General features: G+C 67.6%; 19 protein-coding genes, 1 pseudogene and 1 riboswitch. Of the genes and pseudogenes, 19 read left to right on the top strand and 1 reads right to left on the bottom strand.

Annotation, left to right across the window (positions count from 1 at the left end):
- Positions 1-3: 3 nt before the first annotated feature.
- The 4 genes from V5F84_RS02470 (at position 4) to V5F84_RS02455 (ending at position 4,403) form a co-directional block, all read left to right on the top strand.
- Positions 4-1,047, top strand: a complete 1,044-nt coding sequence (locus tag V5F84_RS02470) for a branched-chain amino acid ABC transporter permease (RefSeq protein ID WP_394043265.1) — start codon at positions 4-6, stop codon at positions 1,045-1,047.
- A 199-nt stretch (positions 1,048-1,246) separates the two neighbouring features.
- Positions 1,247-2,263 (top strand): LacI family DNA-binding transcriptional regulator, encoded by a 1,017-nt coding sequence (locus tag V5F84_RS02465; RefSeq protein ID WP_394043264.1) that lies wholly within the window; start codon positions 1,247-1,249, stop codon positions 2,261-2,263.
- 111 nt (positions 2,264-2,374) lie between these two features.
- A complete protein-coding gene (locus V5F84_RS02460) occupies positions 2,375-3,589 on the top strand; it encodes an ABC transporter substrate-binding protein (protein WP_394043263.1) in 1,215 nt (404 codons plus the stop codon).
- 64 nt (positions 3,590-3,653) lie between these two features.
- Complete coding sequence (locus V5F84_RS02455) at positions 3,654-4,403, top strand: SDR family NAD(P)-dependent oxidoreductase (protein ID WP_394043262.1); 750 nt, start codon at positions 3,654-3,656, stop codon at positions 4,401-4,403.
- Between the two features lie 66 nt (positions 4,404-4,469).
- Here the strand turns inward: V5F84_RS02455 and pap are convergent, their stop codons facing one another.
- Positions 4,470-5,975, bottom strand: a complete 1,506-nt coding sequence (gene pap, locus V5F84_RS02450) for a polyphosphate:AMP phosphotransferase (RefSeq protein WP_394043261.1) — start codon at positions 5,973-5,975, stop codon at positions 4,470-4,472.
- A 414-nt stretch (positions 5,976-6,389) separates the two neighbouring features.
- Here pap and V5F84_RS02445 point away from each other — a divergent pair, with 414 nt between their 5' ends.
- The 15 genes and pseudogenes from V5F84_RS02445 to V5F84_RS02375 all read left to right on the top strand — a co-directional run bounded on the left by V5F84_RS02445 (position 6,390) and on the right by V5F84_RS02375 (position 24,561).
- Positions 6,390-8,930 (top strand): glycoside hydrolase family 18 protein, encoded by a 2,541-nt coding sequence (locus V5F84_RS02445; RefSeq protein ID WP_394043260.1) that lies wholly within the window; start codon positions 6,390-6,392, stop codon positions 8,928-8,930.
- Between the two features lie 181 nt (positions 8,931-9,111).
- A riboswitch (guanidine-I (ykkC/yxkD leader) is annotated at positions 9,112-9,224 on the top strand.
- Positions 9,225-9,300: 76 nt separating this feature from the next.
- Entirely contained in the window at positions 9,301-10,371 is a 1,071-nt protein-coding gene (locus V5F84_RS02440; protein ID WP_394043259.1) for a putative urea ABC transporter substrate-binding protein, read from the top strand.
- Positions 10,372-11,259: 888 nt separating this feature from the next.
- On the top strand, positions 11,260-12,072 hold the full coding sequence (locus V5F84_RS02435; RefSeq protein ID WP_394043258.1) for an ABC transporter permease: 813 nt from the start codon (positions 11,260-11,262) through the stop codon (positions 12,070-12,072).
- On the top strand, positions 12,069-12,887 hold the full coding sequence (locus V5F84_RS02430) for an ATP-binding cassette domain-containing protein (RefSeq protein ID WP_394043257.1): 819 nt from the start codon (positions 12,069-12,071) through the stop codon (positions 12,885-12,887). The genes V5F84_RS02435 and V5F84_RS02430 overlap by 4 nt, the downstream gene beginning before the upstream one ends.
- A 16-nt stretch (positions 12,888-12,903) precedes the next feature.
- Positions 12,904-13,707: an urea amidolyase associated protein UAAP1 gene (locus tag V5F84_RS02425; RefSeq protein ID WP_394043348.1), complete on the top strand. Its 804-nt coding sequence runs from the start codon at positions 12,904-12,906 to the stop codon at positions 13,705-13,707.
- 12 nt (positions 13,708-13,719) lie between these two features.
- On the top strand, positions 13,720-14,376 hold the full coding sequence (locus tag V5F84_RS02420) for an urea amidolyase associated protein UAAP2 (RefSeq protein ID WP_394043256.1): 657 nt from the start codon (positions 13,720-13,722) through the stop codon (positions 14,374-14,376).
- Positions 14,377-14,378: 2 nt separating this feature from the next.
- Positions 14,379-17,921 carry an urea carboxylase gene (gene uca, locus V5F84_RS02415; protein ID WP_394043255.1) on the top strand — a complete coding sequence of 1,181 codons (3,543 nt, stop codon included), beginning with the start codon at positions 14,379-14,381 and terminating at the stop codon, positions 17,919-17,921.
- Positions 17,891-18,397: pseudogene (locus V5F84_RS02410) on the top strand (allophanate hydrolase-related protein); the annotation flags it as partial. The gene uca and the pseudogene V5F84_RS02410, both read left to right, overlap by 31 nt.
- 181 nt (positions 18,398-18,578) lie before the next feature.
- A complete protein-coding gene (locus V5F84_RS02405; RefSeq protein WP_394043254.1) occupies positions 18,579-19,784 on the top strand; it encodes a LacI family DNA-binding transcriptional regulator in 1,206 nt (401 codons plus the stop codon).
- Positions 19,781-20,455, top strand: coding sequence for an amino acid ABC transporter permease (locus tag V5F84_RS02400; RefSeq protein ID WP_394043253.1), 675 nt, complete (start codon positions 19,781-19,783; stop codon positions 20,453-20,455). Before V5F84_RS02405 ends, V5F84_RS02400 begins: the two co-directional genes overlap by 4 nt.
- Positions 20,456-20,465: 10 nt before the next feature.
- Complete coding sequence (locus tag V5F84_RS02395) at positions 20,466-21,119, top strand: amino acid ABC transporter permease (RefSeq protein ID WP_394043252.1); 654 nt, start codon at positions 20,466-20,468, stop codon at positions 21,117-21,119.
- 86 nt (positions 21,120-21,205) lie between these two features.
- A complete protein-coding gene (locus V5F84_RS02390) occupies positions 21,206-22,021 on the top strand; it encodes a transporter substrate-binding domain-containing protein (RefSeq protein ID WP_394043251.1) in 816 nt (271 codons plus the stop codon).
- An 84-nt stretch (positions 22,022-22,105) separates the two neighbouring features.
- The gene (locus V5F84_RS02385) at positions 22,106-22,927 is read left to right on the top strand and encodes an amino acid ABC transporter ATP-binding protein (RefSeq protein WP_394043250.1); all 822 of its coding nucleotides are present in this window, start codon (positions 22,106-22,108) and stop codon (positions 22,925-22,927) included.
- 67 nt (positions 22,928-22,994) lie between these two features.
- Entirely contained in the window at positions 22,995-23,909 is a 915-nt protein-coding gene (locus tag V5F84_RS02380; RefSeq protein ID WP_394043249.1) for a 2-dehydro-3-deoxygalactonokinase, read from the top strand.
- Between the two features lie 22 nt (positions 23,910-23,931).
- Positions 23,932-24,561 (top strand): 2-dehydro-3-deoxy-6-phosphogalactonate aldolase, encoded by a 630-nt coding sequence (locus V5F84_RS02375; protein WP_394043248.1) that lies wholly within the window; start codon positions 23,932-23,934, stop codon positions 24,559-24,561.
- Positions 24,562-24,569 lie beyond the last annotated feature (8 nt).

The raw sequence follows: 24,569 nt of genomic DNA, 5'->3' as shown, positions 1-24,569 counted from the left end.
CTCATGGCAAGTCCCGTTACCACGCCCGTGACCGCGCCCCTCGCCGCCCGGGCGGCCGCCGCGCGCCGGCGCCAGGTCCTCGCCTGGGCGCTCGGCATCGCGGCGCTCGCGGTGTTCCCCTTCATGGTCTACCCGCTGTTCGCCATGAAGGTGTTGTGCTTCGCCCTGTTCGCCTGCTCCTTCAACCTGCTGTTCGGCTTTGCCGGCCTGCTCTCCTTCGGCCATGCCGCCTATTTCGGCATCGCCTCCTATGTGACGGCGGAATCGGCGAAATACTGGGGCCTGACACCGGAACTCTCGATCCTCGCCGGCACCGCCGTCGCGATCGTGCTGGGCGCGGCGTTCGGCTGGCTGGCGATCCGCCGGCAGGGGATCTATTTCTCCATGATCACGCTGGCGCTGGCGCAGATGGTGTTCTTCTTCTGCCTCCAGGCCGAGTTCACCGGCGGCGAGGACGGCATCCAGAGCGTGCCGCGCGGCGATCTGTTCGGGTTGATCCCGCTCGGCAGCCACATGGCGATGTATTATTTCGTCATGGGGGTGTTCCTGATCGGCTTCCTGATCATCTACCGCACCATCAATTCCCCGTTCGGCCAGGTGCTGCGGGCGGTGCGGGACAATGACATCAAGGCCACCTCGCTCGGCATCAAGACGCGTCACGTGAAGCTCGCCGCCTTCGTGATCTCCGCCGGCGTGGCGGGTTTGGGCGGGGCCACCAAGGCGCTGGTGTTCCAGCTCGCCTCGCTCACCGACGTCAGCTGGCAAGCCTCGGGCGAAGCGGTGCTGATGACCGTGCTCGGCGGCGCGGGAACGCTGACCGGGCCCGTCATGGGCGCGCTGATCGTCACCGGCATGCAGCAATATCTGGCCCAGTTCGGTTCCTGGGTCACGATCATCCAGGGCGCCATCTTCGTGGTCTGCGTGCTCGCCTTCCGGCGCGGGATCGTGGGCGAGCTCGACCGGCTCGCCAAGCTCCCCGCCTTCTGGCGGCGGCGACGGGCGGACGGGCGGTTCACGCCCGCGCCGCGACCCAGCACGGACTTCTGAAATGGCGCGCCCACGCCAATCGCGCCGCGACCGGCGGCGCAGCGCGCAGGGCCACATGAAGGCCCGGCGGCCGGGCGGGCGCAGCCCGTCCGCTTCGCCCGGCGGGCAGGTCCTCGCCTGCGCCCCGCCGTTTGGAACGCCGGGATCGACCGGGCTATAACGTGGCCGCGCGGATGCGCCGGGCCAGTGCGGAGGACGGATGAGCAAGATTACCTCGCGCGACGTGGCGCGCGCCGCGGGCGTCTCGCAATCCACGGTCTCGCGGGCGCTCGCCGGCGACGAGCGCATTTCGAGCGATACCCGCGAGCGCATTCTCTCGACCGCGCAGAGCATCGGCTATACGCCCAACGAGCTGGCGCGCAGCCTTCTGAGCAACAAGTCCAACATCGTCGGCCTGGTGATGGGGGACCTGCTCAACCCGTTCTATCCGACGGTGCTGAACGGCTTCGTCGCGGCGTTGCAGAAGCGCGGCAAGCGGGTGCTGCTGTTCACCGTGCCGCCGGGCGGGGAAGTGGACGACGTGCTGCCGTTTCTCCTGCAATATCAGGTGGAAGGGGTCATCATCACGTCCTCGGCCCTGTCCAGCAAGATGGCCAATGCGTGCGAGCGCAACAAGACGCCGGTCGTGCTGTTCAACCGCGCCACCTACAAGGAGGCGGTCTGCTCGGTGTGCTGCGCCAATGTGCAGGCCTCCTTCGACCTGACGGAGCGCCTGATCGAGGCGGAGCACGACCGCTTCGCCATCATCGGCGGGCGGGCCGACACCTCGACCCATATCGAGCGCAAGCAGGGGCTGGAGGAGGCGCTGGGGCGCCACGGCCTGTCCCTGGTCGGCGACGAGATGGGCAGCAACACCTATGAGGGCGGCTTCGCCGCCGCCCTGCGCCTGCTGCGTTTCCGCAGGCGGCCCAATGCCATCGTCTGCGTCAGCGACGTGATGGCCATGGGGGCGCTGGACGCGGCGCGCTTCGAACTCGGCCTGCGCGTGCCGCAGGACCTCTCCATCGTCGGCTTCGACGATATCCCCTCGGCCTCCTGGCCGAGCTACCAGCTCACCACGGTGCGCCAGCCGATCGACGCCATGATCGAGCGCGCCCTGGCGCTGCTGTTCGACCCGGAGCGCAAGACCAAGCGCAAGGCCGTCACCGAGCGGCTTCCGGGTGAACTGATCGTGCGCTCGTCTGCGCTCATCGCCGCAAAACACCCGGCGGAATAACACCGCGCGCGCCGGGAGAACGCCCATTGACACGCGCGCGGGCCTGTGGATGCATACGTATGCACAAGCAGTCAAAAGTGAAAAACAAAACGTAAGGGGAGATCGTCCAAAATGAAGAAACTGTTCTCGCTTCCCGCGCTCGCGGTGGCCCTCGCAGCCGCCCTGCCGTTCGGCACGGCGCATGCCGCAGAGGGCGTGAAGATCGGCGTGCTCACCGACATGTCCGGCCTGTTCTCGGATATTTCCGGCCAGGGCTCCGTGACCGCCGTTCAGATGGCCATCGATGATTTCGGCGGCAAGGTGCTGGGCGAGCCCATCGGCCTCGTCTATGCCGACACCCAGAACAAGGCCGACATCGGCGCCGGCATCGCCCGGCAATGGTACGAGACCGATCATGTCGACATGATCACCGATATTTCCAACTCGGCCGTCGCCATCGCGGTGGTGGACATCGCCGCTTCGCTCAAGAAGATCGCCATCGTCGTCGGCGCCGCCACCTCGCGCATCTCCAACGACAAGTGCACGCCCTATTCCATCCACTACGCCTTCGACACGATCTCCTGGGCCAACGTCACCGGCAAGGCGATCCTGAAGGACGGCGGCGACACCTGGTTCTTCCTCACCACCGACTATGCCTTCGGCCTGGCGCTGGAGAAGGACACCGCGCAGATCGTCAAGGACGCCGGCGGCAAGGTGATCGGCTCGGTGAAGACGCCGCTCAACACGCCGGACTTCTCCGCCTTCCTGCTCAGCGCCAAATCCTCCGGCGCCAAGGTGATCGCGCTCGCCAATTCCGGCGGCGACACCATCAATGCGGTGAAGCAGGCCGAGGAATTCAAGATCACCAAGGACGGCAAGCAGCGCCTCGCCGTGCTCGGCGGCTACATCACCGACATGCACTCCATCGGCCTGAAGACCGCCCAGGGCCTGCTCTACACCGAAGGCTTCTACTGGGATCTCAACGACGAGACCCGCGCCTGGTCCAAGCGCTTCTTCGAGAAGGTCGGCCGCATGCCCACCGTCACCCAGGCGGCGGACTATTCCTCGGTGCTGCACTATCTGAAGGCGGTTGCCGCCGTCGGGTCCAAGGACAGCGACAAGGTGATGGCGGCGATGCGCAAGACTCCGGTGAACGACATGTTCGCCAAGAACGGCATCATCCGCCCCGATGGCCGCATGGTGCACGACATGTACCTGCTCCAGGTGAAGAAGCCGGAAGAGTCCAAGTATCCGTGGGACGACATGATCGTCAAAGCCGTGGTGCCCGGCGACGAGGCCTTCCAGTCGATGGAAAAGGGCTCCTGCCCGCTGGTCAAGCGCGGCTGAGGACAAAAAAGCCGGTGCCGCGTCTGCCGCCGGCACCGGCCCCCAACAATCAAGGGACATCATCATGTTGCTGGAAGGAAAGGTCGTGGTCGTCACCGGCGCGGCCACGCCGCGCGGGATCGGCTTTGCCACCGCGACCCGCTTCGCCCGCGAAGGCGCGCGCATCGCCATCTTCGACCTGGACGGCAAGGCCGCCGCCGACGCCGCGGCGCGCCTCGGCACCGCGCATCTGGGCCTGGCCTGCAATGTCACCGATCCGGCGCAATGCGCCCATGCCGTCGATGCCGTGCTCGCCCATTTCGGCGCGCTGGACATCGTGGTGAACAATGCCGGCGTCAGCCAGCCCACCCGCCTGATGGACGTGGACCGCGCCAATTACGACCTGGTGATGGACGCGAGCCTGCGCGGCACCTTCAACATGAGCCAGGCCATCGTGCCCTATTTCCGCACGCGGCGGGCCGGCGTGATCGTGTGCATCGGCTCGCTCGCGGCCCTGCGGGGCGGCGGGGTGTTCGGCGGCCCGCATTATGCCGCCGCGAAGGGGGGCGTGCATAGCCTCGCCAAGTCCATGGCGCGCGAGCTGGCCGCCGACGGCATCCGCGTCAATGCGATCGCGCCGGGGCTGGTGGATACCGATATTTTCCAGGGCCAGCTCACCCCGGAGCGGCGGCGCGCGGTGGAAGAAGCCGTGCCCATGGGCCGGCTGGCCCGCGCGGAAGAAATCGCCGACGCCTGCCTGTTCCTGGCCAGCGACCTTTCCAGCTATGTCACCGGCGCTGTCCTCGATGTGAACGGCGGGTTGCACATGCATTGAGGCCGGCGATGCCGCGTCGCACGGCCGAGGCCGCCGGGCGCCCGCGCCCGGCAGGCCCCGCCGGCCTCAGCCCAGCGCCTCTTCCAGCCGGTCGGCGATGGTGCGCAGCACCTTCACCCGGGCGAAATGCTTGTTCTCGGCCTCCACCAGGGTCCAGGGGGCATAGAAGGTGCTGGTGCGGTCCACCATGTCGGTGACCGCCTGTTCGTACAGCGGCCATTTCTCCCGGTTGCGCCAATCCTCCGGCGTCAGCTTGAAGCGCTTGTAGGCGACGCGCTCGCGCGCGGCGAAGCGGCGCGCCTGCTCGTCCGGGCTGATGGCGAGCCAGAATTTCGCCAGCACATAGCCGCCCTCGTGCAGCTGGCGCTCGAAATCATTGATCTCGCCATAGGCCCGGCTCCAATCCTCCTCCGGGATCAGTTTCTCCACCCGCTCCACCAGCACCCGGCCATACCAGGAGCGGTCGAACACGGCGGTGGAGCCGCGCGCGGGAATGCGCCGCCAGAAGCGCCACAGATAGGGCCGCGCGCGCTCCTCATCGGTGGGGGCGGAAATGGGGTGGACGCGGAAACGGCGCGGGTCCAGCGCCTCGCGCAGGCGCATGATGGTGCTGCTCTTGCCGGCCGCATCGCTGCCCTCGAACGCGCAGACAAGCCCCCGCTTGGCGAAGGCGCGCGAATTGGTGAGGTGGGTGATGCGCTGCTTTTCCGTGTCGATCTGCGCGCGATAGCTCGCCTCGTCGAGCTTGCGGGTGAAATCCAGGGTGGAGAGGATGCTGACCGCCGGCAGCGCCGCCGGGCTTGGCGGGGGATGGTCCGGCGGGCTGGCCGGCACGGGGACCGCGCACGCCGCCGGCGGCAGGGCGGTCGCCCGTACCAGGAGTTCCATCAGCGCATTGCCGACCGCGATCGCGCAATAATGGGGATCGGCCGCCGGCACGATGGTCCAGGGCGCGATGCCGGTGGAGGTCTGCCGGAACGCCTCGGCGGCGCTCGCCTCCAGCCGGCGGCGTGTCTTCCTGCTGGTGATGCGCGCCCATTCCCGCACCACCGGCCGGTCGTAGGGGCCCTCGTCCAGCGCCTTCAGCCGCGCCTTGGCGTCCTCGGGATCGAGATAGAGCCACAGTTTCAGCAGCAGCACGCCTTCGGCATGAAGCATGGCCTCGAAATGATTGATCGCATCGAGCGCCTGGGTCAGCTCCGCCCCGTCCGGCCCGCCGAGGGCATGGGTTTCGAGCGGGGTGTGATACCAGGAGCCGAGGACGATGCCGATTTCCCCGTGGGCCGGCATGTCGCGCCAATATTTCCAGACCGCCGGGCGCGCCCGCTCCTCGTCGGTCGGCGCCTCATAGGTGAGGGTCGCGAGCTTGCGCGCATCCAGCCAGCCGTAGAGCTGGTTGAGAATTGCGCCCTTGCCCACGCCATCCGCGCCATTGATAAGAATGAGGATGGTGGATCGCTTCTGCGCGATCAGCTCGGACTGGAGGTCCAGCAGCCCCTCGCGCAGGCCGGGTTCCAGGGCCTTGAAGCTCGCCTTGTCGAGACTGCGCTCGATCTTCATGGAATCGAACATGAAATTCCTGTCTGCTGTCGGAGCGCAATCTCCGGCTGCGCGGAGACAGCGTCAAGTGCGGGCCGCGCGCCTGGGGCCGAGGTGGCGCGCCGTTGGACGGCGTGCGCATCCGAGATGCCCCGCGCGCTTGGACGGCGTGCGCATCGGGCGGACCCGGTCGCGCCCGACGGCGTCAGCGGCCGGACACCATGCTACCTCCTTGCAACCAGCGTCTTCGCGCGGGGCCAAAGCCTTCTTTACTGTCCTGTGGAAAATACTGATTGGTTAAATTTTCATGAATAAACCAATTGGTTGAGCATTTCGCCTGTAAAAGGCGCTCGACAATCCCCACTGGCTTCCGCCATGCTGGCGTCACCCGCAAGCGTTAATGATTCAGATCAAATGCATTAGTTGGTGGCGGGGCGGGAGGCGGGCATGTCGAGCGGGAACACTGGAACCGTGACGAGCACGCTGAACGATGACGAATGGGACGCGGAAGCGCAGCGCCAACAGGGCGACCCCGCCGTCGTCACGGCCCTGACCTGGGCGTGGGGCACGAATACCGTGCTCGACTTCGACCCCACGCGGGATACGCTGGATTTCGGCTGGTTCACGGCCGACACGTTCACGGTGGCGGAAGTCGCCGGCTCGGTGGTGATTTCCATTCCCTCCAGCGCCGAAACCTATACGCTGCGCGGTGTCACCCTGGCTGAGCTTTCACTCGCCAATATCGCCGCGCTGAATGCCTCGGCGCTGGTGGCCTGGAGCCGCATCCTCGATCCCGGCGACGGGGCCTTCGGCGGCAATGCGGGGCTCGGCAAGGAGGTGGACATCCAGTGGGGCTGGGCGACCCACGAGACCGTCGCCTTCGATCCCGCCCACGACATGCTGGATTTCGGCTGGATGGGCGCCGCCAACTTCACCCTGTCGGAGGTGAACGGCTCGACGGTGATCGCCCTTCCGGCCAGCGACCAGACCTATACGCTGAGCGGCGTCGCCCTGGCCGAACTCTCCTTGTCCAACATCAGCGCCGACGATGCCTCCACGCTGATGGCCTGGTCCACCGCGCTCACCGCCGCCCATGCGGCGCATGATGACGCGGGCGGCACGACCGGCCCGCAGGCGCCGGTGGTCCCCCCGGCCGAGCCGCTTCCCCCCACGCCGCCCGCCGTTGATCTGCCCGTCGTCGACACCCCTGTCGTCGACACTCCCGTGGCCGAAACACCGGTGGCCGAAACGCCGGTGGCCCAGCCCCCGGCAACGCAGCCGCCGGCGGCGGACACGCCTGTTACGGAAACGCCTGTCACGGAAACGCCGGTGGTGGAAACGCCGCCCGTCGTGGAGGTCCCGCCCGCGGATACCCCCGCGAGCGGCGCGAAAGGACCCATCCTCGCCGGCTATTATGCCGACTGGACGGTCTACGACCACAATTACACCATCTCCGACGTGCCCGCCGACCAGCTCACCAATCTCATCTATGCCTCGGCCAATATCGATGCCAGCGGCCGCATGGTGCTGTTCGATCCCTATAGCGACACGCAGATGCTGTTTTCCGCCGCCGACAGCGTGGACGGCATCGCCGACAAGGCGGGCCAGGGCCTGGCGGGCAGCTTCAACCAGATCGTGGAACTGAAGGCGGAGCATCCCGACCTGAAGGTCTCCATGATGATCGGCGGCTGGACCCTCTCCGGCCATTTCAGCGACGCCGCCGCGACCGCCGAGGGGCGGGACACGTTCGCGCAGTCGGTGGTGGATTTCCTGAAGACCTATCCCATGTTCGACGGCGTGGACCTCGACTGGGAGTTTCCCGGCGGGGAAGGCGCGGCGGGCAATTCCGTGCGCCCGGACGATGGCGCCAATTACGCTTTGCTGGTCGCGGATCTGCGCCATGCGCTCGACGGGCTGGAGGCGGAGACCGGGCGCGACTACACCATTTCCGTCGCCTCCCCGGTGGGCGCGACCAAGATCGCCAATTTCAATCTCGCGGGCCTCGATCCCTATGTGGATTGGTTCAATGTGATGGCCTACGACTTCCACGGCACCTGGGAGACCACCACCGGGCATCTCGCGCCGCTGGTGGATTCCGCCGATGGAACGGGCATCGAAAGCGCGGTGGCGCAATATCTCGTCCAGGGCATCGACCCCGGCAAGATGGTGCTCGGCGCGCCGCTCTATACCGCCGCCTGGAGCGGGGTGGCGGACGGCGGCGACGGCGGGCTCGATGCCGCCAGCACGGGATTTCCCGTCGGCTCCTCGGTCGGCCATTATGATTATGCCGACATCCTCGCCAAGCTTCAGGATCCCAACAGCGGCTGGTCGCTCTATTGGGACGACGACGCCCAGGCGGCCTATGTCTACAATGCCAAGCTCGGCATCTTCTCCTCGGTCGAGACCCCCGCCTCGGTGGCCATGAAGGCGGAATGGGCCCAGTCCCAGGGGCTCGGCGGCATGATGTTCTACGATCTCTCGGGCGATGCGACCGGCAGCGCGGAGAGCCTCGTGAAGGCCGCCTACGAGAGCTGGGTGCAGGGCAAGTCGTTCTCGGACATCGCAAATGCCTCCAGCCTGACGCCGGACACGGTGATCGGCGGCAATGGCGTGCTCGACAGCGTGGTCTCCGCCGCACCCGTCGCCCACGCGCCGGAGACCATCGACATCACCTGGAACTGGGGCAAGCAGGAGGTGATCACCGACTTCCAGCCCTCGACCGACGTGCTGAATTTCGGCTGGGTGTCGGCCGACAGCGTGGTGCTGAGCGAGGTCAACGGCTCCACGGTGATCGCCCTGCCGGAAAACCTGCGCACCTATACGCTGAAGGGCGTGGCGCTGGACCAGCTGAGCCTCGCCAATGTCACCGGCAATGATGCCAGCATCATCGACGAATGGGCCGCGACCCTCGATGCCGCGCACAAGGCGGCGGATGCGCAGGCCGCGCTTCTCGGGGTCTCCGCCGACACCCATGTCGCGCTCGGTTGAGGCGCGCGGCAGCGGGTCCGGAGCCGGCGGCCTTTTGCATGCATGGGTGGCCGGAAGAACAAATTCTGCCCTTTTTTGACCCACACTGCTCTTTTCGCGTGCAGGCCCCCGCTCGGGCGGCGCCGGAAGCCCTTGAATCTGCGTCGGTCGCATCTGGCACGTGATTTGCTGAAGATAGGACAGAGTTGGCGGCTAGGGTTCCGGCATCGCATCCCGCGGTGTGCTGGTCCGAGAGCTGCCACCGGTCCGGGAGACATCCGGCCGGGTGCACGGCGGGATAAAAGCCCGGGAGACCTCGGTGGCCAAGGAATTGGCGGCACTGGAGTCTCGCCAATTCCTCATCGTTCGACCTAACGAAGGGGAATAGAATATGCGCTCTCGCTTCTCGAAATTCTTGGGCCTTGCCTGTGCCGCCGCGCTGATCGCCGGCGCGTCCCCGGCGCTCGCCGCGCCGAAGAAGGAATTCAAGGTCGCCTGGTCGATCTATGTGGGCTGGATGCCCTGGGGCTATGCCGCCGAGACCGGCATCGTCAAGAAATGGGCCGACAAATACGGCATCAAGATCGACGTCACCCAGTTCAACGACTACGTCGAATCCATCAACCAATACACGGCCGGCGCCTTCGATGCCCTGACCGTCACCAATATGGACACGCTCTCCGTGCCCGCCGCCGGTGGCGTGGACACCACCGCCGTGATCGTCGGCGATTTCTCCAACGGCAATGACGCCGTGATCCTCAAGAACAAGACCGACCTTGCCGCCATCAAGGGACAGAAGGTCAATCTGGTCGAGTTCTCCGTCTCCCACTACCTGCTCGCCCGCGCGCTCGAATCCATCAAGATGAGCGAGCGCGACGTGAAGGTGACCAACACCTCCGACGCCGACATGGTCGCCGCCTACAAGACCAAGGCCGTCACCGCCGTCGTCACCTGGAACCCGCTGGTCTCCGAGATCCTGGCCGACAAGAACGCCCACAACGTGTTCGACAGCTCCAAGATCCCCGGCGAGATCATGGACCTGCTGGTGGCCAACACCGCGACGCTCAAGGACAATCCGGACTTCGGCAAGGCGCTGGTCGGCATCTGGTACGAGACCATGGCGCTCACCACCGCCAAGACCGAGGCCGGCATCGCCGCCCGCACCGCCATGGGCAAGGCCTCCGGCACCGACCTCGCCGGCTTCGAAAGCCAGCTCGCCGCCACCAAGCTGTTCGACAAGGCCTCCGACGCCGTCGCCTTCGTGAAGTCGCCGGCCGTGGGCACCACCATGGACCGGGTGCGCAAGTTCCTGTTCGAGAAGAAGCTGCTCGGCAACGACGCCAAGTCCGCCGACGCGGTGGGCATCGAGCTGGCCGACGGCAAGATTCTCGGCGATGCGAAGAACGTGAAGTTCCGCTTCACCGACACCTACATGGCCGCCGCCGCCGACGGCAAGCTCTAGCCTCGCGCATCCCCCTCCCCCTTGCGGGAGAAGGGAGAAATCAGATTCGCGGAGCCCCCTCCCCCCTTGTGGGGGAGGGTTGGGGAGGGGGGTAGGGTGCCGCAAGCATCCTCCCTCGCCAGCATAACGGAGAGACACCCCCCTCCCTGCCCTCCCCCACAAGGGGGGAGGGAGAAATCAGATTGCGGAGCCACCTCCCCCTTCACGGGGGAGCGGTGGGGAGGGGGATAGGGTGCCACAAGCATCTCCCTCGCCAGGATAAACGGAGGGACACCCCCTCCCTGCCCTCCCCCACAAGGGGGGAGGGAGAAATCAGATTGCGGAGCCACCTCCCCCTTCGCGGGGGAGCGGTGGGGAGGGGGGTAGGGTGCCGCAAGCCTCTCCCTCGCCAGCATAAACGGAGGGACACCCCCCTCACTGCCCTCCCCCACAAGGGGGGAGGGAGAAATCAGATTGCGGAGCCACCTCCCCCTTCGCGGGGGAGCGGTGGGGAGGGGGGTAGGGTGCCGCAAGCATCCTCCCTCGCCAGCATAAACGGAGGGACACCCCCCTCCCTGCCCTCCCCCACAAGGGGGGAGGGAGAAATCAGATTCGCGGCGCCCCCTCCCCCCTTGTGGGGGAGGGTTGGGGAGGGGGTAGGGTGCCGCAAGCCTCCCCCTCACCAGGATAAACGGAGGGACACCCCCCTCCCTGCCCTCCCCCACAAGGGGGGAGGGAGAAATCAGATTGCGGAGCCACCTGCCCCTTCACGGGGGAGCGGTGGGGAGGGGGGTAGGGTGCCGCAAGCATCCTCCCTCGCCAGCATAAACGGAGGGACACCCCCCTCCCTGCCCTCCCCCACAAGGGGGGAGGGACGACAAACGGCAACGGCAGATCGGACCTTCCTCCATGCGTCTCATCAACCGCAGACCGGACCGCACGGCGGGGCTCCTGCTCGCGATCCTGCCGTTCGCCCTGGTGCTGCTCGCCTATGTGCTCGGCTCGGCGGAGCGCCTGGCGGAAAACCCGGCGGATAAGCTGCTGCCGAGCCTTGCGACCATCGGCGACGCCATTGCCCGCGTCGCCTTCATTCCCGATGCCCGCACCGGGGACTACATCTTGTGGTCGGACACGCTGGCGAGCCTGGAGCGTCTGTTTTCCGCGCTCGCGCTCTCCACCGTCATCGCGCTCGTCGCGGGCATGCTCATCGGCCTGCTGCCGGGTGTGAGGGCGCTGCTCGCCTCCTTCGTCGGCATGGTCTCCATGGTGCCGCCGCTCGCCTTGCTGCCGATCCTGTTCATCGTGCTGGGCCTTGGCGAAGCCTCCAAGATCGCGCTGATCGTCATCGGCGTGACGCCGTTCCTGATCCGCGACCTTGCCATGCGGGTGCAGGAATTGCCGCGCGAGCAGATCATCAAGGCGGAGACGCTCGGCGCCTCCACCTGGCAGATCGCGCTGCGCATCGTGCTGCCGCAGATCCTGCCCCGCCTCATCGACGGCGTGCGGCTCTCGCTCGGCCCGGCCTTCCTGTTCCTGATCGCGGCCGAAGCGATCGCGGCGGATTCCGGGCTCGGCTATCGCATCTTCCTGGTGCGCCGCTATCTCTCCATGGATGTGATCCTGCCCTATGTGGCGTGGATCACATTGCTGTCCGTGATCATGGATTTCGCCCTCGCCCGGCTGCGCGACGTCGCCTTTCCCTGGTTCGGAGGCGCGAAATGACCGCGATCCGGGTTGAGCATCTCTGGAAGGAATATGGCGAACAGATCGTGCTGGAGAATATCTCCCTCGATTTCGCGCCGCGCTCCTTCGTCGCTTTGGTCGGTCCCTCCGGCTGCGGCAAGACCACCTTCCTCCGCATCCTCCTGAGCGAGGAGACGGCGACGCGCGGCCGCGTGCTGATCGACGGCAAGCCGCTCGCCGGGGAACCGGGCGCCGACCGGGGCGTGGTGTTCCAGCGCTACAGCGTGTTCCCGCACCTGACCGTGCTGGGCAATGTGCTGCTCGCCGCCGAAATTCCCGGCGCGCCCTTCACCGGCCATCTGTTCGGCGCGGCCCGTCGGCGCGCGCGGGAGGAGGCACGCGCCCTCATCGCCGAAGTGGGGCTCGCCGGCGCGGAGGATAAATATCCCGCCGCCTTGTCCGGCGGCATGCAGCAGCGCCTCGCGCTCGCCCAGGCGATCATGCGCAAACCGAAGATCCTGCTGCTGGACGAGCCGTTCGGCGCGCTCGATCCCGGCATTCGCGGCGATATCCACGCGCTCATGCTCAAGCTCTGGCACAGCTGCGAGATGAGCGTCGTGATGGTGACTCACGACCTGAAGGAAGCCTTCACGCTGGCGACGCGGGTGATCGCCTTCGAGCGCAAGCGCAACCGGGACGAAGAGCGCGAGCGCTTCGGCGCCACCATCGCCCACGACATCGAGGTCTGGCCCCGGCGCATCGCCGGCCGGCCGCCCCTTCCATCCTCCGATCGGGACGGCCCGATCTCCCCCGAGGACACCGGCCGGGACGACCCGGCGCTTCTGTCGGTCTGAGGAGAGACGCATGACGATGAATGACGAGACACGCGCCCTCATCGAGGCGAACAAGCGCCGCTATGAGGAATTGAAGGCCGCCGGCCAGGACCACGCGCCCCTGGCCCTGCCGCCGCCCACCGAGCGCTGGAGCGTCATGCTCCCGCCCGGCCCGCTGCATCGGGAAACCATTCCCGGCGGCTGGTACTGGACCGTGAAGGTGCTGGCGGGCGAGGCGCTGCGCATCTCGCTACCCGAAGGCCCCTCCGCCGTCTCCCTGATCGCCTGGAACGCCGCCGATACGTCCGAGCGGCTGAACTATGCCGATACGGTGAAGGTCCAATGGACCGCGGCGCTCGGCAAGGGGCGGGTGATCTTCTCCGACATGGGCAAGGTCATGTTCTCCATCGTCGAGGACACGACCGGCGCCCATGACGCCCTGATGGGCGGCTCCACCCCGGCCTCCAACCGCGCCCGCTACGGCGCCGGGGCGCTGCGCAACACGCGGGACAATTTCATCCTGGCGGCGGGAAAGCTCGGCCTCGACCGGCGCGACATTCCGCCCTGCATCACCTTCTTCGCCCCCGTGCGCACCAATGAGGCGGGCGGCTTCGTGTGGCTGGAGGACAAGCGCCAGCAGGGCGATTTCGTCGACCTGCGGGCGGAAATGGATGTGCTGGTCGCGCTCTCCAACTGCCCCCATCCGCTCGACCCGAACCCGGCCTATGAGCCCAGGCCGGTGGAAGTGGTGCGCTTCCAGGCGCCCGCCCCCGCCGCCGACGACCTGTGCCGCACCGCCACCCAGGAAGCCGTGCGCGGCTTCGACAATCTCGCGCGCTGAGGGAGAGCGAACATGAACAGCACCCCATTCTTCGCCGCCCCCGTGCACGATCCCGCCAAGGCCATCGCGGCCTACGACATTCCCGCCCAGGCGCCCTGGTCCGGGCTCGTCAAGCGCGGACAATTCATCCGCATCATCGACCTGGAAGGCCAGCAGGCGGTGGACACCCTGTTCTACCGCGCCGACGACTTCGCCGAGCGCTATTCCTCCCAGGACACGCTGCGCGTCCAGGGCTCGGCCTATGTCTCCACCGGCACGCGGCTGATCTCCAACGAGGGGCATCTCATGCTCACCGTCACCGCCGACACGAGCGGGCGGCACGACACCTCGGCGGGGGCGTGCTCCTGCGAGTCGAATACGGTGCGCTTCGGCCACCACACCAAGTATCTGCACGCGTGCCGCGAGAATTTCGTGGTTGAAGTCTCCAAACACGGCATGTCCAAGCGCGACATCGTGCCGAACATCAATTTCTTCATGAATGTGCCGGTGGAGCCCTCCGGCGAGCTGGCGATCGTGGATGGCGTCTCCAAGCCCGGCGATTATGTGGAGCTGAAGGCGGAGATGGATGTCCTGTGCGTCATCTCGAATTGTCCGCAGATCAACAATCCCTGCAACGGCTTCAATCCGACGCCGATCCGCGTCCTGATCTTCGCGGGCGCCGAGGGCTGAAGATGTTTTCCAAGGTCCTCATCGCGAACCGGGGCGAGATCGCCGGCCGGATCATCAAGACATTGCGGCGGATGGGAATTTCCTCCGTCGCCATCCATTCCGACGCGGACCGCTTCACACGGCCCGTGCTGGACGCCGACGAAGCCGTCCGCGTGGGTCCCGCCCCCGCCAGCGAGAGCTATCTCGACGTGGACGCCGTGATCGCCGCCTGCGTGGCGACGGGCGCGCAGGCGGTGCATCCGGGCTACGGCTTTCTCTCGGAGAATGTCGCGTTCGCGCAACGGCTTGCGGAAGCGGGGATCGTCTTCATCGGGCCCCGGCCGGAGCATCTCACCGCCTTCGGCCTCAAGCACACCGCCCGCGAGATCGCGCAGAAGAGCGGCGTGCCGCTGCTGCCGGGCACCGGCCTGCTGGAGGACGTGGAGGAAGCGCTGAAGGCCGCCGAGGCCATCACCTATCCCGTGATGCTCAAGAGCACGGCCGGCGGCGGCGGCATTGGCATGCAGCTGTGCCATACGCCGCAGGAGCTGAAGGAGACGTTCGAGCGCGTCCAGCGCACCGCCCGCGCCTCCTTCGGCGATGCCCGGGTCTATCTGGAGCGGTTCGTCTCCGAGGCGCGCCATGTGGAAGTGCAGATCTTCGGCGACGGCAAGGGCAAGGTGATCGCGCTCGGCGAGCGCGACTGCTCGCTCCAGCGCCGCAACCAGAAGGTCGTCGAGGAGACACCCGCGCCGCTGCTCTCCGATGCGACCCGCGCCCGTCTTCACGCCGCGGCGGTGAAGCTGGGGGAAAGCGTGTCTTATGCTTCCGCCGGCACGGTGGAATTCATCTACGACCCGGCGCGGGAGGATTTCTACTTCCTCGAAGTGAACACCCGCCTGCAGGTGGAACATCCCGTCACCGAGGCGGTGTTCGGCATCGACCTCGTGGAATGGATGATCCGCCAGGCGGCCGGCGAGGATATCATCCCCGCCGCTCCCCTCGTGCCCAAGGGCGCGGCCATGGAGGTGCGGGTCTATGCGGAAATCCCGCACGCCAATTTCCAGCCCAGCGCCGGCCTGCTGACGCAGGTGACGTTTTCCCCCAGCGCCCGCGTGGACAGCTGGGTGGAGACCGGCACGGAGGTGACGCCTTTTTACGATCCCATGCTGGCCAAGGTGATCGTTTCCGGCGCCGACCGCCCCGCTGCGCTCGCCGCCTTGCGGGCGGCGCTGGAAGAGACCGCCATCAGCGGCATCGAGACCAATCTGGCCTATCTGCGCGCGATTGCCGCGTCGGACCTGCTGGCCTCCGGCAAGGTGGCGACCACGGCGCTGAAGGATTTCGCCTTCCGCCCGGAGAGCATCGAGGTGCTCAGTCCCGGCGCGCAATCGAGCCTTCAGGAACTGCCGGGGCGGTTGCATCTGTGGCATGTGGGCGTGCCGCCGAGCGGCCCCATGGACGCGCGCTCTTTCGCCCGCGCCAATGCGCTGGTGGGGAACAAGCAAACCGCTGTCGCTCTGGAAATGACGGTGAACGGCCCGACGCTGCGCTTCCACACCGACGCCGACATCGCCATCGCCGGCGCCCACATGCCGGCGACCCTCGATGGCGTGCCGGTGCCCCACGATGCAGCCTTCGCGGTGAAGGCGGGGCAGACACTCTCCATCGGCGCCATTTCCGGACCCGGACAGCGCGCCTATCTCGCCGTGCGCGGGGCGTTCGCGGCGCCGGAGGTGCTCGGCTCGCGCGCCACCTTCGCCCTCGGCCTGTTCGGCGGCCATGCCACCGGCAATCTGAAGGGCGGCGACGTGCTCCACCTCAACCCGCCGGCGACCCGTCCGCCCCTGCCCGAGACGGTGGCGGCCGAACCCGCGCCGCTGACGCGGGCGTGGGACATCGGCGTGGTCTACGGCCCCCACGGCGCGCCCGACTTCTTCCAGGACGCGGATATCGCCGACCTGTTCGACGCCACCTACGAGGTGCATTTCAACAGCGCCCGCACCGGCGTGCGGCTGATGGGCCCGACCCCGCGCTGGGCGCGTACCGACGGCGGGGAGGCGGGGCTTCACCCCTCCAATCTGCACGACAATGCCTATGCGGTGGGCGCCATCGATTTCACCGGCGACATGCCCATCATCCTCGGCCCGGATGGTCCCTCGCTCGGCGGCTTCGTCTGCCCGGCGGTGATCGCGCGGGACGAGCTGTGGAAGATGGGCCAATTGAAGCCCGGCGATCAGGTGCGCTTCCATCCGCTGGCCCGGCCGCACGACCCGGTGGCGGGACCGGCGGTGAAGAGCGTGCCGCAGGCCGCCTCCCCCATCCTCGCCCAGCGCGACGACGGGCCGGTGCGCGTGGTCTATCGCCGCCAGGGCGACGATAACCTGCTGGTGGAGTTCGGCGACATGACGCTGGACATCGCCTTGCGATTGCGCGCCCATCTGCTGGCGGCGGCGGTGGAAGAGGCCAAGATCCCCGGCCTCATCGACCTCACGCCCGGCATCCGCTCGCTTCAGCTCCATTATGACGGCACGCAGCTTCCGCGCGGAAAACTGCTCGGCCTGCTGGACGAGATCGAACGGTCCCTGCCCGCGGCCGAGGACGTGGTGGTGCCGAGCCGCATCGTCCATCTGCCGCTGTCGTGGAACGACGAGGATGCGCAGCTCGCCATGCGCAAATACCAGGAGCTGGTGCGCCCGAACGCGCCCTGGTGCCCCTCGAACATCGAGTTCATCCGCCGCATCAACGGGCTGAAGGACGAGCAGGCGGTGCGCGAATTGGTGTTCGACGCGCGCTATCTCGTGCTCGGCCTCGGCGACGTCTATCTCGGTGCGCCGGTGGCCACCCCCATGGACCCGCGCCATCGCCTCGTCACCACCAAATACAATCCGGCCCGCACCTGGACGCCGGAAAACGCGGTGGGCATCGGCGGCGCCTATATGTGCATCTACGGCATGGAGGGGCCGGGCGGCTACCAGCTGTTCGGCCGCACCATCCAGGTGTGGAACACCTGGCGCACCACGCCGGAGTTCAAGCCCGGCACGCCCTGGCTGCTGCGCTTCTTCGATCAGATCCGCTTCTTCCCCGTGAGCCATGCGGAGCTGATGGAGGCGCGCGCCGCCTTTCCCCATGGCGCCTATCCGCTGCGCATCGAGGAGACGCAATTCTCCTATGCGGACTATGCGGCGGAGCTTGCCCGCAATGCCGGCGAGATCAGCGCCTTCAAGGCGCGCCAGCAGGCGGCCTTCGATGCCGAGCGCGCCCATTGGAAGGAACAGGGGCTCGACAGCTTCGTTGCCGACGAGGGGATTGCGGGCGGCGAAGAAGAGGCCATTCCCGAAGGCTGCTTCGGCGTCAGCGCCAATGTTCCGGGCAATGTCTGGAAGGTGCTGGTGGAAGAGAATGCGCAGGTGGCGGCGGGAGAGACCATCGCCATCATCGAATCCATGAAGATGGAAATCTCCATCACCGCCCATGCCGCGGGGCGCGTGCGCGCCGTGCGCATGGTGCCCGGGCGCACGGTGCGCACCGGAGACGTGGTGGCCGTTCTGGAGGCAATGTCGTGACCAGCAAGTTCAGCGAGAGCCCGCTCAGCGGCCTCCATTCCCCGCCCGCATCCCCCTCCGAGCCGGGCGCCGTCGCAGGCGGGCAATTGCCGATCGCCGTGGTCGGCGCCCACCTCTCGGGCATGCCGCTCAATGGCGAACTGACGGGCGCCGGCGGGGCGCTCGTGAAGCGCTGCCGCACCGCGCCGGATTATCGCCTGTTCGTGCTGCCGGACACGGTGCCCGCCAAGCCGGGCGTGGTGCGCGAGCCGGGCTTCTCCGGCCCGGGGCTGGATGTGGAAGTCTGGGCGCTGGATGCCGCCGCCTTCGGAGCCTTCGTCGCCCGCATCCCGGCGCCGCTCGGCATCGGCAAGTTGACCCTGGACGACGGCTCGCAGGTGCCCGGCTTCCTGTGCGAGGCCCATGCGGTGGCGGGCGCGCAGGAGATCACCGCCCTTGGCGGATGGCGCGCCTATATCGCATCGCGGCAGAGCTGACCGGCCCAAGCGGAGGCGCGGGGGGAACCGCCCTGCGCCTCCAATCCCTTGCGCGATGCTGCACCGCAAACGCGACGAAAGACCGATTTAGATCGATCTAATTTTTCGTTGACCGCCGGTTTTGCCTCCCCTAGAGAACCCTGGCCGAGCGCAGAAATAGCGCCGGCGGGGAGAACGCCGGGTGGATCTCAGGAAAGCCAAAGGGGCGTCCGCGCCCGCTCGCCCAGCGAGCGAAACCGCCCCCGGCGGAGCGGCCCTTCCGCTTGCCCATCGCGTGACGCTGAACGACATCGCCGCCCATGCCGGGGTCTCGCGCGCCACGGTCTCGCTGGTGCTGCGCAAGAGCCCGCTGGTGAAGGAAGACACCCGCAACCGGGTGGACCAGGCGATGGCGGACCTCGGCTATGTTTACAACCGCCGCGCCGCCAATCTGCGCTCCGGCGCCTCGCGCACCATCGGCCTCGTGCTGTGCGAGATCATCACGCCCAATTATTCCCAGTTCACCGCCGGCATCGACGACGTGCTGGATGCTGAAAGCTATGTGGGCTTCATCACCAATACGGCCGAGGACGCGGCGCGCCAGAGGCGCGTTCTGGTGCGCATGCAGGAACATGGCGTCGACGGCATCGTGCTAGTGCCGGCGGAGGAAACCCGCGCCGACGCGCTGGAGGAGGCCCATTGCGCGGGCCTGCCCTGCGTGCTCGCGCAGCGCCGGGTGGACGGCTTCGCCGCCGATTATGTCGGCCCGGACTATGCCGCCGGCATGGAACTCGTCACCGAGCATCTGATCGGCCTCGGCCATCGCCATATCGGCTTCATCGGCGGCGTGCGGCGCATCGCGCCCTTGAGCGAACGCCTCGCGGGCTTTCGCCGGGCGCTGCGCCGGCACAAGCTGAAGATCGGCCCCATCGTGCCCTGCCCGGTGCTCGACCGCTCCTCGGGTTATGCCGCCGCCCGCGACCTGTTCGCGGAGGAAAATCCGCCCACCGCCCTGGTCTGCTACAACGATATCGTCGCGTTCGGCGTGATGCTGGCGCTGACCGAGCGGGGGCTCGAACCCGGCCGCGACGTGGCCGTGGTCGGCTGCGACGATGTGGCGGAGGCCGGCCTCCACCGGCCGGCGCTCACCACCTTCACCACCGATCCGCGCGTGGTCGGCCGGGAAGCGGCGCGGCTGCTGCTGCGGCGGATCGATAATCCGGGTCGCCCCCCGGAGCAGATCATCGTGCCGCCGCGCCTGATCATCCGCCAATCGTGCGGCAGCGCCGGGCCGGGCCGGTCGGTCGCGCCCCCGGCCCGATCCGTCCCCGTCGATGTCGGTGCGGCGGGGGTCCGGCGGCCCCGCCGCTCCACTCCTCACACCCTCAAGGGAAGCGCAGGGACATGAACTACGTCTTCCAGTTCGGAGAAGTCTTCAACGCCTGGCAGGACCTGCTCTACGGCGCCTGGCTGACGATCCAGCTCTCGGCCATGGCGATGGTGCTCGGCCTGATCGTCGCGGTGGCCGGCGCGCTCGGCAAGACCGCCGGTCCGCGTCCGGTGCGCTGGCTGGTGGACACCTATGTGGAGATCATCCGCAACACGCCGTTCCTGGTGCAGATCTTCCTGATCTTCTTCGGCCTGCCGCGCGCCGGGGTGCGGCTCGACGCGAACGAGGCGGCGCTTCTCGCCATGGTGGTGAATGTGGGCGCCTATGCCACGGAGATCGTGCGGGCAGGCATCGAGACCATCCACAAGGGCCAGATCGAGGCGGGCAAGGCGCTCGGGCTCAAGCCCATGCAGGTATTCTCCTATATCGTGATCTTCCCGGCGCTGAAGGCGATCTATCCGGCGCTCACCAGCCAGTTCATCCTGTTGATGCTCACCTCCAGCGTGGTCTCCGCCATTTCGGCGGAGGAATTGACCGCCATCGCCAACAATCTCCAGTCCCAGACCTTCCGCTCGTTCGAGATATATCTGGTGGTCACCGCCATGTATCTCGCCATGTCGCTGATGTTCTCGGGCGTGTTCGCGCTCATCTACAAGATGGTGTTCGCGCCCACCGATGTGACCCGCTGAGGAGGATGCCATGATCCGTCAATTCACCTCCGCGGAACTGCTGTTCCTCATCTCGTCCGTGCGCTGGACGCTGCTGCTCTCGCTGATCGCCTTCGTCGGCGGGGCGACCGGCGGGCTCCTGGTGGCGTTCGCCCGCACCTCCACCTGGCCCTGGCTGCGGGCGACCGCCGCCGGCTACATCCAGATCTTCCAGGGCACGCCGCTGCTGATGCAGCTGTTCCTGGTGTTCTTCGGCGCCACCTTCCTCGGCCTCACCATCGACCCGCTGATGGCCGCCGCCATCGGCCTCACGCTCAACGGCGCGGCGTTCCTGGGCGAGATCTGGCGCGGCTGCATCCAGGCCATTCCCAAGGGCCAGTGGGAGGCCTCCACCGCGCTCGGCCTGCATTATTTCACCCGCATGAAGGACATCATCCTGCCCCAGGCGGCGAAGATCGCGGTGGCGCCCACGGTCGGCTTCCTGGTGCTGCTGGTGAAGAGCACCTCGCTCGCCTCCATCATCGGCTTCGTCGAGCTGACCCGCGCCGGGCAGATCGTCAACAACGCCACCTTCCGCCCGTTCCTGGTGTTCGGCGTGGTGGCGGTGATCTATTTCATCCTGTGCTGGCCGCTCTCGCTCTATTCGCGCCACCTGGAGAAGAAGTTCGGAACCGTCGCGCGCTGAGGAGCGGGACGCATATGGATCGATCCAATCCGCGCCGCCCCTCATCGGCGCGCCTGCCCCGCCAGGGGCCAATCGGAGGAAAGCACATGTCCCTGACGTCCGTCCTGACCACCACGCGGCGCGCCTTCGCCGCCCTCGGCCTCGCGGCGCTGGCCGCGACCGCCCTTTCCCACGGCGCCTCGGCCCAGAGCATCGACGACATCCTGTCGAAGAAGAAGCTCCAGGTCGGCATGCTGGTGGATCTGCCGCCCTTCGGCCTGCTCAACACCGAGGGCAAGCCGGAAGGCTATGATGCCGACGTCGCGAAGCTGATGGGCAAGTATCTCGGCGTCGAGGTCGAGATCGTCCCGGTCACCGGGCCGAACCGCATTCCCTATCTGCTCACCAACAAGATCGACGTGCTGGTGGCCACCTTCGGCATCACGCCGGAGCGCGCCAAGCAGGTGCAGTTCTCGATCCCCTATTCGGCAATCGAGATCCAGCTGATCGGCCCGAAGAAGCTGGATGTGAAGACGCTGGACCAGACCGTCGGCAAGAAGATCGCCGTGGCCCGCGCCTCGACCCAGGATACCGCGCTGACCGCCGCCGTTCCCAAGGGCGCCACCATCATGCGCTTCGACGACGATGCCACCGCCGCCCAGGCGTTCGTTTCCGGCCAGACCGACCTGCTCGGCGCCAACAACCTCATCGGCACCCAGCTCGCCGAGGCCAACCCGGACATGGGCATCGAGCGCAAGATCGTGCTGCGCAGCCAGTACAACGGCATCACGGTGCGTCGCGGCTCGACAGATTTTCTTCAGTGGATCAATACGTTCCTGTATTTCGTGAAGAATAATGGCGAGCTCGACGCCATCAACCAGAAGTGGTTCAAGACCCCGCTTCCGGTGATGCCCACCTTCTGACCCCCGCACCGCGGGCCACGGACGCGCGTCCGTGGCCCTGCGCAGCCCCGCACAGACCCGCCAGCGCCGTTCGGAGACTTCGTCATGACCACTGCCCATGAAGGCGAGAGCCAGAGCCAAGGCCGGAGCCCGGATCTCGGCGCCGCGGCCGCGCCCTCCAAGCAGAGCGGGCCAGTGATGATCCGCATGGAGGCCGTGGAAAAGCATTACGGCACCTATCACGCGCTCAAGAACGTGAACCTCACCGTCACCCACGGCGAGCGGATCGTCATCTGCGGGCCCTCCGGCTCGGGCAAGTCGACGCTCATCCGCTGCATCAATGCGCTGGAGCACCACCAGGGCGGACGCATCGAGGTGGACGGGGTGGAAGTCGGCACCTCCTCGAAGAACCTCGACAAGGTGCGCGCCGAGGTCGGCATGGTGTTCCAGTCGTTCAACCTGTTTCCCCACCTCACCGTGCTGCAGAATTGCACCCTCGCCCCGCGCAAGGTGCGCGGCCTCGCCCCCAAGGAGGCCGAGGCGATCGCCATGAAATATCTGGAGCGGGTGCGCATTCCCGAGCAGGCGAACAAATATCCCGGCCAGCTGTCCGGCGGCCAGCAGCAGCGCGTCGCCATCGCCCGCGCGCTGTGCATGAGCCCCAAGATCATGCTGTTCGACGAGCCCACTTCCGCCCTCGACCCGGAAATGGTGAAGGAGGTGCTCGACACCATGACCTCGCTCGCCCAGGACGGCATGACCATGATCTGCGTGACCCATGAGATGGGATTTGCCCGCCAGGTCGCCGACCGGGTGATCTTCATGGATAAGGGCGAGATCGTGGAGGAAGGCGCGCCGGAGGATTTCTTCGCCCATCCCAAGAGCGAGCGCACCCGCACCTTCCTCGGCCAGATCCTGCACCACTGAACCGGCGCCGGACCCCGGCGCCCCTTTCCCTGAGCCCGCGCACCCCAAGCAGAAGCGAGATCCGCCCGTGAGACGCGCGTCCCTCATCGCCCTGGACTGGGGCACGTCCTCGCTGCGCGCCTATCTGCTGGATGGGGACGGCGGCATCCTGGACCGGATCGAATCCGCCGAAGGGCTGATGGCGGTGAAGGACCGGGCGTTCGCGCCGGTCCTCTCGCGCATCGCCGGCCCGTGGGCGCAGGCGCACGGCCGCCTGCCGATCCTGCTGTCGGGCATGATCGGCAGCCGGCAGGGCTGGGCGGAAGCCCCTTATGTGACCTGCCCCGCCGGTCTCGACGCGCTGGCCGCCGGCCTCATGCCGCTGCCGGTGGAAGATCCCGCCCTCGGCCCGGTCCACATCGTGCCCGGCCTGCTGGTTGACGATCCCAAGACCCCCGACGTGATTCGCGGGGAGGAGACCGAGCTGTTCGGCGCCCTCGCCGTTCTGGGACGGTCAGACGGGCTGTTCGTGCTGCCGGGCACCCATTCCAAATGGGTGCTGGTGGAAGGCGGCCGCGTCACCGGCTTCGCCACCTTCATGACCGGGGAGATCTTCGCGGCGCTGAAGGGGCATACCATTCTCGGCCGCATGATGGGGGATGCGGCGCCATCCCCCGCCGGCTTCCGCGCCGGGGTCGCCGCCTCGCGCGACCTGCACGGTCCCGGCGCCCTGCTCTCGCGCCTGTTCACGATCCGCGCCCTGGGCCTGACCGGCGGCCTCGCCGATGCCGACAGCGCGGATTTCCTCTCCGGCCTGCTGATCGGCGCGGAACTGGCGAGCGTGACCGACGGCCGCGAGAGCTTCACGCTGATCGCCAATGCCGCGCTGACGCAGCATTATTCCACCGCCGCCGCGCTGCTCGCGCTGCCGCACGACCGCGCGCCGCCCGATTGCGCCGCCGCCGGCCTGTGCGCGATCGCGCGCGCCGCCGGCCTCCTCTGACCCTCGGACGGGACGACGCGCGATGACCCTCACCTTCACCCAAGCCATGGCGCGCTGCCCGCTGGTCGCCATCCTGCGCGGCCTGAAGCCGGAGGAGGCGCTGGACGTGGGCGCGGCGCTGGTGGATGCCGGCATCGCCATCATCGAGGTGCCGCTGAACTCGCCCGATCCGCTGCGCTCCATCGCCCTGCTGGCCGAGCGCTTCGGCACCGAGACCCTGATCGGGGCGGGAACGGTGATGTCGCCGGCGGACGTGGCCGATGTGGCGCAGGCCGGCGGCCGGCTCATCGTCATGCCCCATTCGGACGGCGAGGTGATCCGCGCCGCCAAGGCTGCCGGGCTCGTCTGCACCCCCGGCGTCGCCACCCCCACCGAGGCGTTCGCCGCCCTGCGCGCCGGGGCCGACGCGCTCAAGCTGTTCCCCGCCGAGGGCCTGCCGCCGCAGATCCTCAAGGCCTGGCGCGCGGTGATGACGGGCGTCGTTCTGCTGCCGGTCGGCGGCATCGACGCGGGCAACATGGCGGCCTATCACGCCGCCGGGGCGGACGGCTTCGGGCTCGGCTCCGCGCTCTACAAGCCCGGCAAGCCCGTGGACGCCATCGCGCGGGATGCCGCCGCGCTCGTTCACGCCGCGCGCGCCCTGTTTCCCTGAGCCTTCGC

This window comes from Roseixanthobacter liquoris (genome assembly GCF_043195135.2).
Lineage (GTDB): Bacteria > Pseudomonadota > Alphaproteobacteria > Rhizobiales > Xanthobacteraceae > NCEH01.
Note: the sequence above shows the minus strand (reverse complement) of the source record. Positions and strands in the feature narration are given on the sequence as shown.